At 37.5% G+C, this 17,783-nt stretch carries 8 protein-coding genes and 1 rRNA gene (1 of these 9 only partly in view); 4 read left to right on the top strand and 5 right to left on the bottom strand.

Translation table 11 applies throughout. The annotated features are described in order from the left end of the window. Nucleotides 1-4 precede the first annotated feature (4 nt). Nucleotides 5-2,467 carry a ribonuclease HII gene (locus ACZ1GR_RS07025; protein WP_472611444.1) on the bottom strand — a complete coding sequence of 821 codons (2,463 nt, stop codon included), beginning with the start codon at nucleotides 2,465-2,467 and terminating at the stop codon, nucleotides 5-7. 35 nt (nucleotides 2,468-2,502) lie between these two features. Continuing rightward, a complete protein-coding gene (locus ACZ1GR_RS07020; RefSeq protein WP_472611443.1) occupies nucleotides 2,503-3,099 on the bottom strand; it encodes a ribonuclease HII in 597 nt (198 codons plus the stop codon). Nucleotides 3,100-3,317: 218 nt separating this feature from the next. Here ACZ1GR_RS07020 and ACZ1GR_RS07015 point away from each other — a divergent pair, with 218 nt between their 5' ends. Continuing rightward, nucleotides 3,318-6,389, top strand: a complete 3,072-nt coding sequence (locus tag ACZ1GR_RS07015; protein ID WP_472611442.1) for a SusC/RagA family TonB-linked outer membrane protein — start codon at nucleotides 3,318-3,320, stop codon at nucleotides 6,387-6,389. A 12-nt stretch (nucleotides 6,390-6,401) separates the two neighbouring features. Further along, the gene (locus ACZ1GR_RS07010) at nucleotides 6,402-7,745 is read left to right on the top strand and encodes a RagB/SusD family nutrient uptake outer membrane protein (RefSeq protein ID WP_472611441.1); all 1,344 of its coding nucleotides are present in this window, start codon (nucleotides 6,402-6,404) and stop codon (nucleotides 7,743-7,745) included. 582 nt (nucleotides 7,746-8,327) lie between these two features. Here ACZ1GR_RS07010 and ACZ1GR_RS07005 read toward each other — a convergent pair. The 3 genes from ACZ1GR_RS07005 to ACZ1GR_RS06995 are packed head-to-tail and all read right to left on the bottom strand — an operon-like array spanning nucleotide 8,328 to nucleotide 14,039. Then, entirely contained in the window at nucleotides 8,328-9,020 is a 693-nt protein-coding gene (locus tag ACZ1GR_RS07005) for a hypothetical protein (protein WP_472611440.1), read from the bottom strand. A gap of 16 nt (nucleotides 9,021-9,036) precedes the next feature. Next, the gene (locus ACZ1GR_RS07000; protein ID WP_472611439.1) at nucleotides 9,037-9,756 is read right to left on the bottom strand and encodes a hypothetical protein; all 720 of its coding nucleotides are present in this window, start codon (nucleotides 9,754-9,756) and stop codon (nucleotides 9,037-9,039) included. Then, nucleotides 9,753-14,039: a thrombospondin type 3 repeat-containing protein gene (locus ACZ1GR_RS06995; RefSeq protein ID WP_472611438.1), complete on the bottom strand. Its 4,287-nt coding sequence runs from the start codon at nucleotides 14,037-14,039 to the stop codon at nucleotides 9,753-9,755. The genes ACZ1GR_RS07000 and ACZ1GR_RS06995 overlap by 4 nt, the downstream gene beginning before the upstream one ends. 171 nt (nucleotides 14,040-14,210) lie before the next feature. Between ACZ1GR_RS06995 and ACZ1GR_RS06990 the strand changes: the two genes are divergently transcribed. Together ACZ1GR_RS06990 and ACZ1GR_RS06985 are read left to right on the top strand one after the other, a co-directional pair. Further along, nucleotides 14,211-16,226, top strand: a complete 2,016-nt coding sequence (locus tag ACZ1GR_RS06990) for a putative porin (RefSeq protein WP_472611437.1) — start codon at nucleotides 14,211-14,213, stop codon at nucleotides 16,224-16,226. A 324-nt stretch (nucleotides 16,227-16,550) separates the two neighbouring features. Next, nucleotides 16,551-17,783, top strand: a 16S ribosomal RNA gene (locus ACZ1GR_RS06985); it runs 291 nt beyond the window's last position.

Genomic DNA, 17,783 nt, shown 5'->3' with positions numbered 1-17,783 from the left:
AGGGCTAATTCATCTTGTAAACAATAATGCTGTTTTCTTGGTCTTTAGCAACAAGTTCTAGTTTTTTATCACCATCCATATCAACCATGTCTACCATAGAACTTCCATATACTGGAAAGTTCGAAATGGGTTTGGCCTGGCTATCGTACAAGTATATTTTTTGATTTTGAATATCGGTAACAGCTACATATATTCTATCGTAGATATAGAAAATTTTAGGCGCAGTATACACGCCCAGTTCGAGTTCAACTTTTTTCCCTTTAATGCTTAAAATGTTATCATTCATTAAAACCAAGGTTTTGCTGGTTGCATACATGCCATGGTCTTGATTTAGATTGAAATTTGTGACTATTACTTTTCCTTTTGTGTCTATTTGATGCAAAACACCTTTTTTATCGGTTAAAGAAAATTTATTCTTGTAGAGAAAGATTCCATTGTCTGAAAAGTCAATTTTGTTAGCGACCTTAACCCTATCCTGGCCCGCTCGATGTCTTATTTTGAGACTGTTGTTTTCTAGCTTAAAGAGCAAGTAATCCTTCTTGTTTATTTGAAAATGTTCTGGGGCAGCAATAATAGAACTTTCGGCTTCTTTATAGGTGAAACCATCAACGATATCTCCTTTACTATTGTACATAAAGACTTTTCTGCCTTGGGTAACCAAAAAGCGATAGTTCTTGTTTTTGTCATAATCAAAAACCGCAAGAGGATTAAGATTTCCACCTTCATAGGTTTTATGAAAGGGTTTTACTTCTTCCCCATTTCTATCTAATATCAAAAATTGATTATTGGTACAGAATGCAAGTTGCAATCTTCCATTTTTATAAATATCAACTTGATGAATTTTGCCTCGTATTTTGCCATCTAATTGTTTTTTCCAAAGCACTTTGCCGTCAGAAGAAATGAGGTATAGAAAATTGTCCTTATCCTGAACAACAACTTCTTGTTTATTCGTGCGATGGTTTTTCACAAACTGAGGGTCAGTAGCCAAGTCTGTATCAAGCGCAACCGTAAAAAGTGGACTTACAGAATTCGTTGTAACCTCTTTTTTGGTTTTGGAAGCTACCATATTTAAGTGGTAAAAATTCGCGTCCGCAACTAGCTGAGCTGCAAAGGTATATTCAGAGAAATCTATATTTTTTACATCTTTATAGAGTTGTGAGGAAAAATCTAATTCTAAGAAATTCTGCAATCCTTTTTCATTAGCGATAAATAATAATGAAGATTCATTGGCAAGAGATGACTTTGCAGAAAAATAAGCCTCTGTCATATTAAAAGTAGTTCCACTTTTAGTATTCGCTATGATGCTCTGCAAAACTTCTTTTTTTGAAGCAAACACAAAAGAGTTGTCCAGTACACTGTAAAAATTAGACTCAAAATCTTTCACCAAAGGTTCGAACCCCGAAGAAATAAAGTTTTTATTGGTTAAGGCAATGATTTCTACTCCCTGATAACTAGACGAACCAATATTAAATTGATTTATAGATGCTGTCAAGTTATCTACACCAAAAGAGTTAAGAACAATAGCTTTTTCTTTATTAAGGTAAATTATACCTACTTCTTCTATGGTGTTGAATAAGGTGTCTCTTTGTTGTGCTCCTCTGTCTAAATATTGTTTTTGGTTTGTTGTAAAGGTCTCGTGGTTGTTAAAACTAAAGGATAAAATGGCATCAGTATTTTTAGGGGCGATAGTTGAAACTCTTTCAGTTACTGGGAGTGTGCCTTTAAAAAGATTCACAAAATTTTGTGTGGAGTCCTTGGCAATTGCGATGCCACTTAAAGAAGCTTTATTTAGATCGGTACTAAAATCAACGGAAATCCAATTTGAGAAAGTACTTACTGCCTTATCATGATTCTTATTCTTTAAATTACTAGAAAGTAAACTGGCTCCTTTTTTTAGATTTACAATAATGGATGCGGATTTCGTATTGTCGGATGTGTCAAAAAGTTTTCTTAGCTCATCGGAAACTTTTTTGTTTTTGCCAATTCGAATAAAATTTTCCAAAAGCATTTGAGAAGAACTTGCCACTATTTTACCGTCTATCTCAAAAACAAATAGGAGGGCTGTATCTAAAGTATATTTTTTAACTGTTTTGGTTTCATAAATAAAGCTTTCAATTGATTTGTTTGTGGTTTTTTCGAGGTCAAAAAAATCAGGATTGTTATCAGAAACGAATAAAAACTCAAAATTATCTTTTCCCAGTTCATAAAAACCAATAACACACTCTGCTGAAGGATTTAAAAAATTGACGCCATCTACTCTTTTCGAAATCGTATTGAACAGTTTTGTTTTACTGGTTTTTGAGAAGAACTCACTGTTTTTAAGTTCACTTTTAAAATTAGATAGATTATTGATTTTAAGTATTGCGGCGGCATCTTGAGGTAGGTAATCTAAAATTGAATCTGATAGTATGGTCTTTTGGGTACAGGAAATTATGAGTAGGAGAAGAAATAAAATGCGAAACTTCATTTTTCAAGACTTTAAGCCCAAATTTACAGCCTTTCTTAGATTTCTAAAGTTAATTGCTCGGGTAATTGTTTAAAGCTCCTTCTATGGTATTTTGTGAGTCCGTATTTGCGTATTGCCTCACGATGCTCTTTTGTTGGGTAGCCTTTGTTTTTTGCCCAGTTATATTCAGGGTGTTCCTCATGTAACTTCAACATATATTCATCTCTATAGGTTTTTGCTAAAACAGAAGCGGCCGCGATACTCATATACTTGCTATCTCCTTTGATAATGCATTTGTAAGGTATGTCTTTGTATGGTTTAAATCGATTTCCATCTACCAAAATCAATGAAGGTTTTTTTGTAAGCTGATTTAGCGATTTATGCATGGCAAGAATAGATGCATTTAAAATATTGATTTTGTCTATTTCGTTCTCAAAAACATGGGATACCCCAAAAGAAACTACTTCATGTTCTATTATCGGGCGAAGTAATTGTCTTTTGGTTTCAGATATTTGTTTGGAGTCATTTAGTATTGGGCTTGAAAAATCATTATTTAAGATTACCGCAGCAGCGGTTACCGGGCCGGCCAAGCAACCTCTACCAGCTTCATCTGTACCCGCTTCGTTCGTACTTAAATGAAAAGCTTTTAACATTTAATTGCTAAAATTACAGATAAAACAATTTTAAGGCCTTAAATAGAATTGAAAAAATGTTAAAAAATTAAAGATGCGGCAAATCAAATGCCGCAACCCATAAAAATCAATAATTATGGAGGTTATTTTAACATTGATCTAACAGCATTGAAAGTATTTTTTGGATTATTAACTATTTATTATGATTTTTGGCGTTGACTAATTCAAAATTCAAATAAATGAGATCAAAGCTAACTTTGGTGCTTACGCCTCTATTGGTGTTATGCATAACTTTCTCTTTTGCACAAGAGAAAACGATTTCGGGTAATGTTACAGACCAAAACGGTTTACCTTTACCTGGTGTATCCATTGTGGTGGTGGGTACGAGTAATGGAACACAAACAGATTTTGATGGAAATTATTCCATAAGAGCTAGTGTCGGAGAGGTTCTTCGTTACAGTTACTTAGGACAAACGACCATTAACAGAACTGTCGGAGCGGCAAACTCCATAAGTGTTCAAATGCAAGAAGATGCTCAGGCATTAGAGGAAGTGGTTGTGGTTGGTTTTGGTGAGCAAACCAGAAAGTCACTAACAACCTCAGTTGCAAAAGTAGATGCAGATGTAGTGAGAAATATTGCTACGCCAACAATTTCTGGAGCACTTCAAGGAGCTGCTAACGGATTGCAGGTGAATCAGAATTCAGGTGTGCCTGGGGCTGCATTTTCTGTGAGAGTTCGTGGTGCTAGTTCGATTAACGGTTCAAATGAACCATTATATGTTGTCGATGGAGTTCCAATTTTATCTGGTAGTATTGGTGGAAACGCTTTTGGAGGTCAAGACAACGATGTTTTGGCGAACCTAAACTTCAGCGATGTTGAATCTGTACAAGTACTAAAAGATGCATCTTCAGCAGCAATTTATGGAGCTAGGGGTGCAAATGGTGTTGTTCTTATTACTACTAAAAGAGGTAAGGCCGGTAAGGTTTCTGTTGAAATAAACTCTCAAGTTGGTTTCCAAAAAGAAATCAACCGTTATGAGGTTTTCACAGCAGGTGAGTATTATGAGTTCGGTGATATCGCCTTTGAGGATGCTTTTGGAGTACCTGGTTTGCTTTCTCAAGGTGCAATTCTTGGTACTAATATTTTAGCTCAAGAAGGTTTTTCAAGTTTAGAAGAGCTTTATGCCGCTGATTTTGGAGACAATTATGTTGATGCAATCTACAGAGATAGCCCTGCGGTAGTTAAGTCTTTCGATGCTACGATATCAGGAGGTTCTGAAAAAGCAAGATTTTATGCTAACTTTTCTAACTTCGATCAAGAAGGGGTTATTAGGGGTCAAGGTTTTGATAGAAGGTCCATGACTTTCAATGCAAACTTTAAGGCTACTGATAAATTAGATATAGAAGCTGCGACTACCATAACCCAATCTAATAATTCAAGAATAAATGGGGATAATAATATTTTTGGTGCCCTAACAACTGCTGTTTTAGAACTGCCTGGTAATCCTCTATTTAACGAAGATGGTACTTTTAATACAAGTCCGTTTATATTTTCCAATCCATTACAAAATGCGATAGTTGACAAATCAGAATCAAGAACGCTAAGGGTGATATCAAATTTAGGTTTAAGATATAAATTGTCACCTAGTTTAACTCTTGGTTCTAAAGCTTCCTTAGAAAGATTAGATTTTAAAGAACTTGTATTTTCCCCGGCTACCACCAGACGTGGTGCTGCTTCAGGTGGTGATTCTACGAAAGAAATAAATCTTTTAAATAGATGGAATGTTACGAACACTTTGAATTACAATAAAACTTTTGGTGATTTTGGTGTAACAGGATTACTAGGTTTTACTTTTGAAGGTACTAATGTAGATGATATCGTTACACAAACACAGAATTTACCTGCAGGATTTGAATTGCCTGGAGCTGGGGCGGTGCCTATTACTGCCACAAATGAGATTAGAGAAAACAAAATTTTCTCTTATTTCTCTAGAGTAGGTCTATCATGGAAAGATAAATTGTTTATTGAAGGAACGGTAAGGGCAGATGCCTCTTCAGTTTTCGGAGCAGGAAATGCCATTGGGTACTTCCCTGCAGGTTCTCTAGCCTATATAATTTCTGATGAAAGCTGGTTTAAGAACAAGGCATTAACTTCAATGAAGCTAAGAGCCTCATGGGGTGAGACAGGTAACCAATCCGGTATTGGTAACTTCGGGTCAAGATTCCTAGCTGGTGTTACCAACTATTCTCCACGACCTGGTACGGCAATCACGCAACTTGGAGCTCCAGATTTATCATGGGAGACTACTACTCAATATGACTTAGGGGTTGATTTAACATTATTTGATCGTATAGACATTACTTACGACTACTATAATAAAGAAACAACCGATGTACTTTTATCTAGACCGTTAAGAAACTCTTCAGGATTCTTGACAGTAGCAGCGAATGTTGGGGATATTGTAAATAAGGGTCATGAATTTGCAATTAACGCAAGAATTTTCCAAGGCAACTTTAACTGGACAACTCAATTTCAAGCAGCTTATTTAGAGAATGAGGTGTTGTCACTTCAAAGAGACGCTGCTGGCGAATTTATTCCAATTGATGCTGGATTTGCAACAAGAATTGCCGTGGGGCAGCCTTTAGGAGCATTTTTCGGACTTGAGGCAGATGGTCTATGGCAAGAAGGTGATGTTATCCCAGATGCATTGATTGCAAGAGGCGTTAGTCCTGGTGATGTAAGATATATTGATCAGGATGGTAATGGCAATATAGACGCTAATGATAGGGTTTTCATCGGCAACCCTTTACCAAAATGGACAGGAAACTTTAGAAATACATTCAGTTTCAAAGGTTTTGATTTGTCTGCTAACCTTCAGTTTGAAGAGGATAAAGATATTTTCAATAATTCAAATGCTTTTGGGGGGGCAACAGGATCATTCTTATTCAATAAGTTTGCAAGCCAAAGAAACTATTGGAGAGTTGATAACACTGATACAAACATCCCTAGACCAAGATTCGGTGGTGTTCAGGCCTATAACAACCAAGATTCTTCTAGGTTGATCGAAGACGCTTCCTACGTAAGATTGAAAGAAGTGGTGTTCGGTTATACTTTTAGTGAAGACCTTTTAGGAAACGGCATGTCTCTTAGAATTTATGTTGGTGGCGATAACCTAGTTACTTGGACAGATTACTCTGGATTGGATCCTGAAGTTAATACCTTTGGTAATACTAATGCTTCTAGAGGTACTGATTTCTTTACTCAAGGTTTAAATAGAACCTATAAGTTTGGTGCTAATTTTAAGTTTTAAAAAATTGTTGATATGAAGATTTATAAATTTTATTTTTTAATTTTAGTTATGGCACTTACAAGTTGTGCTGATGACTTTGTGGATACTACTCCAACGCTTCAGTTACCTGGTGAAACTGCGATAACTGACGTTGCCTCGGCGGAGAGCGCCTTGATTGGTATGTATAGTGCTATGCAGTTCATAGGGGTGTATGGAGGTGATGATACTTTTATTACTGGATTATATGCTGATGAGCTAATTCACACTGGTTCTTTTCCAAGTTTTGCGGAAATGGGTGCAAATGACCCAGCTTTGAACAATGTTGAGATTACGGGATATTGGAATAATCACTATTCGGCAATCTATCGCGCGAATTTAATTATCAATACTATTCCTGATTCCGAATTGGGGATATCTACAGAGTCGCAAAATAGAATTGGTGGTCAGGCGAGAGCTGCAAGAGCGCTTATGTACTATAAGTTAGTAAAGGCTTATGGAGGTGTGCCATTGGTGCTTGATGCTTTTACTTCTGCAACGGATATTGATTTAAACCCTACTCCAAGGTCTAGCGTAGCTGAGATTTATTCGCAAATACTTGGTGACATTACTTTTGCAGTAAATAACCTGCCAGACGGGTTAGGTCTTTATTTTTTCAATAGAGATGCGGCGAGAGTTTTAAAGGCTAAAGTAGAAATGGAACTTGAGAACTATGGTGCTGCCGAAGCTACTTTAGCACCGCTAATTGGAGCATACAGTTTAGAGGCGGATTATGCTTCGCTGTATGGAGAACCAGGAGCTGGCCTAGTCGCTAGTGGAGCTGAGACAATTTTTGCTATAGATTTCAATGAGACAGATGGTAGTAATCATGCTTTTTTCCATTTATCGGCGGGTAGAGGTGAAGTTGGTCCGAGTGGTCAGTTGATTGCTGAGTTTGAAGCAGGAGATGAAAGACTAAATATGATTTCAGGGTCAGGAGAGATAACTAAATATACGGATGCAGGTTCAGGCGATGACGATGCATATGTTTTTAGATATGCTGATGTCTTATTGCTACAAGCCGAGCTTTTAGCTAGAAGAAATGACGCCGGTGCTTCTGCATTTATAAATCAGGTAAGAACAAGAGCAGGACTGCCCGATATTACCTTGAATTCAGGGAACGTTGTTGATGCTATTGCACATGAAAGATTTGTAGAGTTTTTTGCAGAGTCTTCCGATAGATATTTCACGATAACAAGATTGGGTATCGATGACAATGTAATTTCCGGAAAGGCTAATAATGTTTTTGTTGCTGAAAGAAATAGTCTTTGGCCAATACCTCAGCAAGAAATAGAACGTAACAGTGGAATAAGTACTTCAGATCAGAATGCAGGTTATTAAAAAACCAGGTTCTTCTGTATAAGAAATACCTATTAAATCAATTAAAGGTCTCTAATGTATCAAGCATTAGAGGCCTTTTTTTATGATTATATTTTCTTTGAGATTGTTTTTGCTAAGTTTTAGCAGTAGATGAATCAAAGCCCTCATTTTTGCTTATTGCTAAGGCTCGTGCATAATTTTACTCTCACGCAATGGTTTTCCTTATCTATTGGTTTATTATTTTAGATGAGTAGTTATTTGTTTGGCCATCTATCCGTAATTAATAAAGCTTCTGCAATAGATAATGTTACTTTTTGCCAGTAGAAATAATTGGTAGAGTTCAAATAAACTGATTTTATTGGTAATATGAAATCTCGAACCATCAAATGTAAAATGCGTTTCTTTTCATATGTAATCGTACTTATGTTTTCAATTTTAAACCTGAATTTGGGTAGTACTTTTAGCTGTCCATTTGAGCCGGGAGGGATTTGGTTTTAAGTATGATTTTTGATATTTTCTTCTGAAATAAAAACCGGGTAATACATACAGTTGTTACCCGGTTTTTTAATAACAGCTTTAAAAATTAAAAGCGAATGAATTACATTATTTAGCGTTTAAATAATTTATTAAAGCAATTACTTCTGTTTCTGTTTTCAGCTTTGTTTTATTATTAGAAATGTAAGTTTTAATCTCTTTTTCTTTTTCAGGAAGATTTTCGATAATACTCTTTTTGTTAAGTTTTATCCTTTTGGAGGTGCTATTACCATTAGAGATAAAATAATCGAAATTATCTACATACTGTGGAGGAATATAATCACCTATTCCCGCTTTGGGCTCTTTTCCTTTAGTTAGTCTTTTATTTGATCGAAAATATAGCGCGATGTTGCCTTCCTCCGCTAAAGGTGTCAGATACCCTTTTTTAACAGTTCCATCATCTTCAAAGGAAATTATTTTATAGAGTTTTCCGTCTAATTTCGCTTCAATATAGTCCCTTTTCAACAAGGTATACGATAATCCACTATTATCTAATACTTCTATATCATCTCTAAAAGCATTATATCTTATTTGAGCTTTTTTCTCAAGCTTTCCGTTGATGTAGAGTTCACCGAGAGAATAGTCTTCAGATAAGTACTGTGATCCTTCTGCAGGGATATCAGAATAGTCTTTTTTAATTGACATTATTTGATTAGGTCTGCTATTTCCAGTTTGATTAGATTGATTATTATTTGTTAAGTTATTTTGCCCATAAGTAAGTAGGGCAAAAATGCTAAAGGTGAAAGAAAATAATTTTTTCATGACAATTATATTAATGTTATTGAATTCTGAATTGAAAAACTTCTGATTCGGATGAATTACCTTGGCTATCGTTAACTATTACTCTCCAGAAGTATATGGTGTTAGAAGACACAGGTGTGTTAAAATTTGTTTCAGTGATAGTACCGAGGTTTGTAAGATTTGTTTCTTCTGTGCCAAGTAAAATAGTGTAGTTCTCAATGTCATTGTCTACATCCGATGCTGTCCACTGCAAGTTAACCGAGGTAGTACTTGCAATTGTTTGACCACTATTGGGGTTTATATTTTCAGCCGGAAAGGGGGCATAATTAAGTATGCCCGGCCCCTCATTGTAAAACCTAAAGGTTGAACTGTTAGCGGTTTGATCAGAACTATTGGATTTAGAAATTACAAACCATTCGTAAGGAGTACCTCTTTGAATCAAAATAGTCGCTTCGTTAGTAGATACCGTTGACTTTGACGATTGATTGGTGTTTAAGTTGGTCAAATTAACTTCATAAGTATCGGTATTCTCTGAAACGTTCCATTCAAAGGTTACATTACTCTGAGTATCATCAACAATTGCGCCCGTATTACATTCTGTATTATTTTCTGGAAATATCAAAGTAGAAGCTGAAGGTGCTGCAGCTGGTGTTGGTGGTGGAGTGTCATCTCCATCACCAGAGCTACTACTGCATGCCGTTGCTAAACAAAGACATAATATAATTAGAGGGTACTTATTAAAATAGCCTATTTTCATTTTTTTATTATTTTATAAGTCAATAATGATTTTTCAGTTTTTATATTCAAAAGATAAACTCCATTAGAAAAATTATCCATGCTAAAAGCTAATTTGCCAGAACTGCTTAAGGCTATTGTTTTTCTATAAACTTCTCTGCCCGACAAACTAAACAAAGAAACTTCGCAGGTGCTTGCTGTTTGTTTACCTAAATAAACATTTAAATTTCCTGATGAAATTGGATTTGGATAGATAAGTAGATTATCGTTTAAAATAATCGTCTCTTCATAACTTCCTTGGCAATCTAAATCTGTTTTAACGGAAAGAACATTTTCAACTTGACTTAGGGGAAGAGTAATTTGATTTTGAGAGGTTTCATAAGTTTTTCCATTTAGGGTAATAGTGTATAATCTACCACCCGAAAAATCTAAAGTTAACTTGTTGTCAATAGAACTTACCTTTGAAGATACTGATAACGCTTCTGGTTGGTCTATAACAGCGTTAAAGCAACTCTCATACTCATCTTGTCCCGCAACGGTAATACATACCTCATAGGAGCCAGAGGATAGGTTTGCGAAAGAAGTGGTTGTATTAAAGGCGTTGCTTATGTTAAGACCATTGCCCGTTAAAGTTGCGGTGTAATCAAGATTTGCCTCCGCTTCTATGTTAATAGCGCCATTATCAGATGATATACAAGACTCTCCAACGGTCATCACTCTGAAATTTGTTGAAGGCAATGAAAAAATCTCGCATCCATCAACATCTACTACCGCACCTTCAGCTGTGCCAGGACAAAGGTCTAAACTATCTGGTACGCCATCATTATCATTGTCATCATCGCATACGTCTCCTTTACCATCATTATCTGTATCTGCCTGATCATTATTGGCTGTTAAAGGGCAATTATCATTAACATCTAAAATGCCATCATTGTCATCATCATCGTCGCAAACGTCTCCAATTAAATCTCCATCATTATCGGCCTGGTCCGCGTTACTAATCAATGGGCAGTTATCATCAACATCTAAAACGCCATCATTATCATCATCATCATCGTCTTGAAAACCTTCTACGGTAAAGTCGTCTATAACGACACCTTCATCATTTACGCTTGGATCAGACTGAAATACTATCCTAAATATAACGTTGTCTTCGTTGGTTAAATCTATTTCGCCCGCTGAGGCATTTAAAACAAAGTCATAAGCATATTCTGTCATTGTGGTGTTGGATCCAGTCCATTGTGCGCCAGGGCAATTTTGGCAGTCATTGGCCGCTCCAGAGCTTTCATTTGTTCTATCACTGCTGTACCAGTTGGGTTGACTGTTTATATTTCCTAAAATATTCCAAGAAGCTCCATCATTTGTTGAATATTCAACATAAACGATATCAAAATTATCTTCTAATTGATAGGCCATATTGAATTTAAGGACAGGGGCTACAATAGAAGAAAGTTCATAGCAACCGCTTACCAAATATCCGGTAGTGGCATCAGGATGATTACCATCTAAATTGGTGGCATAAGCTTGAGTGCCAGAAGTTACATTGTTTAAGGAGCTGCCAGTTGGTTCTCCTCTTTCCCATACACTCGAATTCAGATTAGTTGAATTGAAGGTTACAAATTCTTCCGAATCACTTTCAAAGTCAAATACATCGCCACCAATAGCAAAATTATTGGCAAAGAACTTTGTGGAAGCACTGTTGTTGTCCGAGTATGCGTCATTATTTATGCTTGCACTTACTTCTAAACTGTTCAGGCCTTCAACTGTAGTTAACGATGGTATTAAAATAGTAGTGGTTTCCTCACTGTTTAACGTTCCGGTCCAATTGGTGGTTTGCGCTGTTCCATCATTTAATACGTAAGAAATTTCTATTGTGCTGATGGGGTTTGACCCATTATTCTCTAATATTACTTCTGGGATGATCTCACCGCAAATTATTAGATTAGATGCTGGCGATAAAGAAACTACTCGAACGTCATTTTCCGGTACCTGAATTGGTATCGGTGATTGCCATACCCCCCTGCCATATGTTGAGGCGCTTATAGTTTCATCATCCAAACTAATTTCCAAATCACTAATAGCTACATTGGGCAGACCCGTAAAGTATTCTTCCCATTCTGTTAAAGAATCATCAATTCTATAAACTCCTAGGTTCGTTCCTACGTAAACAGGATTATTTGTGTTTCTGCCTTGGTGGGTTATAGAAAAAAATGCTTGATCAGTAGGCAAATTCGCAGTGATGTCCTCAACAGAGCTTTTGTTATCCGTAGCATTGAACGTAGTCTTAAAGACTCCTCTCAAACTAGGTTGAGAAGCTTGTCTTATTCCGACTCTATTCGATGTGGTTAGATAAACTATATTATTATCATTTTCGTTTATGGCCAAGCTAGAGATTACGCTATTTAGTTCGGCCACCTCAGTAAAAGTTATGCCACTGTTCTCACTTCTAAATAAGAACTGGTTTACGGCTAGATAAATTATTTCTGAATTATCATTTGCGATTTCAAAATCATCTACATTCCCCTCGGGAAAAGGAGGTGAGATTCTGAGCCACCTTGACCCACTGAGCCTATATAGAGCGTTATAGCCTGCGTATACTTCGCCTTCCATATTTACGTCTAAAGGTGTAATCCAGTTGCCTGAAATCGGGGCATTAGACCCGTCAAGAGGTGCAGGTATTGCGCTTACATTTTCCCCGGCATTTGTAGAAATAAAGAGAAACCCTCCATTTTGAGTGAAGCCATAAACTAAATTTTCATTATTTGGATCAACCTCATAATCCATTCCATCTCCACCGGTATATACGTTCCATTCATTTCCATTGGCAACGAATCCTGCATTATCTTGAGTGCCGCCAACTATTCTATTATCGTTACCTCGCGCTACAGAAATTCGGTAGAACTGGGTAATGGCCATATTATTGGTTTTGTCGACAAAGCTACTTCCGTTGTCGTTCGAAACGAATAAACCTCCGTCAGTTCCGGCGAACAAAGTGCCACCAAAAAACTTTAGTGTATGAATATCCGCATGACTATAAGCTGCATTGTTTACATTCCATTGATTGACTTGCGAAAAAGAGTCTCCTCCGTTAGAGCTTCTCCATATATTTAAACAGCCCATAAAAATTTCGTCAGCGTTGGTAGGGTTCGCCACCAAAGCTAAATCGAACCAAGCCTGGTTTGACTCCATGATATTAACTGTGTTTGGGCTTTCCGTAAAACTCGCTCCGCTATTTGTAGATTTATATAAGCCCTGATACTCATAATTGTCAGACTGGGTTTTTGCGCTTAGAATATATAAAACTTCCGGGTTGGCCGGACTCACATCTAAAACCCTTCTGCCAGAGGAAGTTGGTAAAATATCGGTTATTTGGGTAAAGTTCTCTCCATCAGTACTTCTATAATATTCTGATGCGGAGATTACATAAACAGTATTTGAATCTCCAGGTTTAAGTCTAAAATCTGTTGCGTTAATATCTAGTTTTGATTCCCAGCTCACACCTGCGTCAATAGATTTAAATAAACCAAAGCTTGTGGCAACCCAAACGATGTTCGAGTTTGCTGGGTCAACCATAATTTCGCTCATTAGTCTATTGTTGGTCCAATTTGGTTGTCCTGAGGGACTAAGACTTGTTTCAGTCCATGTTATACCGGCATCTACAGATTTATATACACCGATACTAAAAGAATCCGCAGCATCATCATCACCTGTTGCAATATAAATAGTGTTTGAATCATTAGGATCGATTGCTATTCCTGAAACTCCTATCTGAAGGAGGTTGTCAAAAAGATTGGTCCAAGTATTTCCGGCATCTGTAGATTTCCAAATACCTCCTGCGGGAGCACCGGCATACCAAATATTGGCATCGTTGGGGTCTACTATCATACTATTTACACGACCGGTCCCCGGGAGACTTCCGGATAGTTCCCCTGGTGAGAAAGGGCCTATCGAGGTCCAGTTACTAATTGGGTTAGGCACAGCAGCACTGTTAATTTTATTTTCCCAGCTTTTTATTAGATTTTGGGTAGATGGCAAGGTTCCATCCACTTCAACAAGGTGTTGCCAATAATTTTCCCAACGTTTAAAGGGCTTGTAACCACTACCTTTTTTGGTATGATCTTTATCTTTCCAGTATTCATTAAAGGCCTCGGTTATTTCATATATGGTATAATCTTTGCTTTCACCCCTAGAAGTTGTTTTTGGGGCTTTCTTTTTCAACTCCTTCATCCAAGGGGCGTTATCGACATATTGGGCATAGGAAAATGAAACTGCAAAGAAGAGCAGTACAAGTAATTTTCTTTTCATTTGAATTTTTTTGCTATCGGCTCTCAAAATATGTAAAATATGGCCAATAATGAAAACTTTAATCTTAAATTCTTTGAAAGGTGTCTTTTTAAGTATTATTCACTGTTCATACTAAAATTTTCACATTTCTTTACCAACAAAAAAATTACCTTTGCCAAGCAAGTGAGCCTAATGAAATACTTTCCTTTAGTAATTATCTTTTTAGCATTCTTTTCAATAAATGCCCAAGAAAAGCCAAAAATCGAACCTTTAAAAAAAGATTCGTTAGAGAGTGACTCAACGGGGTTTAAGAAAAGATTTGTAAAACCCAAATCTCAGAAGCAGGCCAAGCCATTAACCGTAGAAGACTATAAGATTATTTCTTTTGATAGAGACACTTCTTTTTTGGATACCACTTTATCCATTAGAAAGGATTATAAGTATAATTACTTACGTAGAGATGACTTTGAGTTGATGCCATTTTCAAATGTCGGTCAGCCCTATAATTTTTTGGGTAAGAATTTTGATAATCTATCTGTATATCCTAAAATAGGGGCTTCGGCTAAAAATCAAAGATATTTAGAGGTTGAAGACGTACGCTACTTTAATGTTCCTACACCTTTAACCGAACTTATGTTTAAGACGACCTTTGAGCAAGGTCAGTTTTTAGATGCGATGCTTACTTTGAATACCTCAAGACGGTTAAATGTATCAATTGCATTTACAGGTTCAAGATCCTTAGGCAAGTATCAGTTTAACCAAAGCGAAGCCGGTATTTTTAGAACTACCTTTAACTACAGAACGGCGAATAATAGGTATTGGGTGAGAGGGCATTATGCCTCACAAGATATTGAGACGGAAGAAAATGGAGGCATTGCAGAAAAAGCCCTACAGTTTGAATCTGGTGAAGAGGAGTTTTTAGATAGGTCTCGAATAGATGTTTTATTTAATAGCGCTAACGGTCAGTTAGCTGATAACCGAATTTTAGGTAAACGTTATTTTTTAGACCATCAGCTTAATTTGGTCAGGCCTAGAAAAGATTCTACTAAGGCCAAATCTACGCTTTTGGCCATAGGGCATCGATTCAATTACGAGTCAAAGTTTTACCAATTTAATCAGAATTCTCAAAGCGATAGTTTTGGAGCCACGTTTATAAGCCCCATTGCTGACAGGTCTACTTTAAAAACCATGTTTAATGAGGTTTCAGCGATTTTCTCGAATAAAACGCTTGGTTCGCTTTCTGGAAGTGTAATTCTTTACAACTACAGTTATTTTTTTAATAGTCTTTTGGTGTTAAGTGATACCCAAACTATTCTTAATAAATTAGAGGGGGAGGAGATTTCGGTTGGAGGAGATTATAAAAACGAAATAGGGCCATTAAGTTTGTCAGGAAGAATTCGATACAATTTATCGGGAGAATTGGCCGGTAATTTATTCGATGCCTCGGCAAAATATAGTATATCGCCCAATAACAGTTTGAATGCCAGTATACACGGATCTTCAAGAGCTCCTAACTTCAACTTTTTACTTTACCAAAGTGACTACCAAAATTTTAATTGGCAGAATGATGGTGTTTTTGAAAAGCAACAAATACAATCTATAAGTTTTGGTTTTGACTCTAAGTTTTTAGGAAATTTCTCTGCCAAGTATTCAGCTATCGACAATTATACATACTTCGCTTCAGGGGCTACTGAAGAACAGATAACTGCAGGGCAACAGAATGCTTTTGTAAGGCCGTTGCAAGAATCGGAAACCATAAACTACCTTAAGGTTAAATATCAAAAAGAGTTGAAGTGGAGAAAATGGGCTTTGAACAATACCTTAATGTACCAAGAAGTTTCGCAAACGAATCAGGTTCTAAATGTTCCCCAATTTGTAACTCGTAATTCTTTATATTTCTCTAGTGACGTTTTTAAAAAAGCGATGTTTTTACAAACTGGGGTCAGCTTTAAATATTTCACTTCTTATAATATGGATGGTTATCATCCATTATTGGGCGAGTTTTATACCCAGAATAATGAAGAATTAGGTGGTTTTCCGTTGATAGACTTTTTTATTAATGCTAAGGTTAGGCAGACGCGTATATTTTTAAAAGCAGAACATTTGAATACGATTTGGAGCAAACAGTACAATTACTATTCCGCGCCAAATTATCCTTATCGTGATTTTGTAATACGTTTTGGTCTGGTTTGGAATTTCTTTTCATAAAAAACACGCTTATTTTTTATGCTAGCTACTGGAAACCAGCAAGATGATTTTTATGTTGTAAAAACATCAAAAAAATAACTTGAGAAGTTTTGCTGAGTTAAAAAAAGGTTTTTATATTTGCACCCGCTTTGCTAGATAAGCAGGGTAATTTTTGAGGTAGAGAGGGCCTATTATGGGTTCTTTTTTTTCGAAAAGGAATAAGGAGTAAAGAAGTTCATATACATATTGGAATAGACAGCGTAAAAGAGAATTATTGAAGAACCATTTTGACGTCAAGAGGACTTTAAGAGGGTCGATTGGATATCTTGAGATATTTAACGATCAACAATGAAGAGTTTGATCCTGGCTCAGGATGAACGCTAGCGGCAGGCCTAACACATGCAAGTCGAGGGGTAACAGGGAGTGCTTGCACTTTGCTGACGACCGGCGCACGGGTGCGGAACGCGTATGGAACCTGCCCCTGTCAGGGGAATAGCCCAGAGAAATTTGGATTAATGCCCCATAGTATCATTTTGACACATGTTATTGTGATTAAAGATTTATCGGACAGGGATGGCCATGCGTACCATTAGTTAGTTGGTGAGGTAACGGCTCACCAAGACCGCGATGGTTAGGGGCCCTGAGAGGGGGATCCCCCACACTGGTACTGAGACACGGACCAGACTCCTACGGGAGGCAGCAGTGAGGAATATTGGACAATGGGCGGGAGCCTGATCCAGCCATGCCGCGTGCAGGATGACGGCCCTATGGGTTGTAAACTGCTTTTATACGGGAAGAAACCTATCTACGTGTAGATAGCTGACGGTACCGTAAGAATAAGGACCGGCTAACTCCGTGCCAGCAGCCGCGGTAATACGGAGGGTCCGAGCGTTATCCGGAATCATTGGGTTTAAAGGGTCCGTAGGCGGGCGTATAAGTCAGGGGTGAAAGTTTGCAGCTCAACTGTAAAATTGCCTTTGATACTGTATGTCTTGAGTTATAGTGAAGTTGCCGGAACATGTGGTGTAGCGGTGAAATGCATAGATATCACATAGAACACCGATTGCGAAGGCAGGTGACTAACTATATACTGACGCTGATGGACGAAAGCGTGGGGAGCGAACGGGATTAGATACCCCGGTAGTCCACGCCGTAAACGATGGATACTAGCTGTGGGGTCTTCGGACTCCGTGGCCAAGCGAAAGTGATAAGTATCCCACCTGGGGAGTACGTTCGCAAGAATGAAACTCAAAGGAATTGACGGGGGCCCGCACAAGCGGTGGAGCATGTGGTTTAATTCGATGATACGCGAGGAACCTTACCAGGGCTTAAATGTAGATTGCATTAGGCAGAGATGCTTATTTCTTCGGACTATCTACAAGGTGCTGCATGGTTGTCGTCAGCTCGTGCCGTGAGGTGTCAGGTTAAGTCCTATAACGAGCGCAACCCCTACCGTTAGTTGCTAGCAGGTCATGCTGAGGACTCTAACGGGACTGCCGGTGCAAACCGTGAGGAAGGTGGGGACGACGTCAAATCATCACGGCCCTTACGTCCTGGGCCACACACGTGCTACAATGG

Source organism: Croceitalea sp. W27, assembly GCF_055693185.1.
The sequence above is the reverse complement of the archived record's forward strand: the minus strand, read 5'-3'. Positions and strand labels throughout refer to the sequence as shown.

Coding starts and splice junctions, on each gene's coding strand:
- ACZ1GR_RS07025 (WP_472611444.1), bottom strand. CDS start 2,467: ATGAAGTTTCGCATTTTATTTCTTCTCCTACTCATAATTTCCTGTACC.
- ACZ1GR_RS07020 (WP_472611443.1), bottom strand. CDS start 3,099: ATGTTAAAAGCTTTTCATTTAAGTACGAACGAAGCGGGTACAGATGAA.
- ACZ1GR_RS07015 (WP_472611442.1), top strand. CDS start 3,318: ATGAGATCAAAGCTAACTTTGGTGCTTACGCCTCTATTGGTGTTATGC.
- ACZ1GR_RS07010 (WP_472611441.1), top strand. CDS start 6,402: ATGAAGATTTATAAATTTTATTTTTTAATTTTAGTTATGGCACTTACA.
- ACZ1GR_RS07005 (WP_472611440.1), bottom strand. CDS start 9,020: ATGAAAAAATTATTTTCTTTCACCTTTAGCATTTTTGCCCTACTTACT.
- ACZ1GR_RS07000 (WP_472611439.1), bottom strand. CDS start 9,756: ATGAAAATAGGCTATTTTAATAAGTACCCTCTAATTATATTATGTCTT.
- ACZ1GR_RS06995 (WP_472611438.1), bottom strand. CDS start 14,039: ATGAAAAGAAAATTACTTGTACTGCTCTTCTTTGCAGTTTCATTTTCC.
- ACZ1GR_RS06990 (WP_472611437.1), top strand. CDS start 14,211: ATGAAATACTTTCCTTTAGTAATTATCTTTTTAGCATTCTTTTCAATA.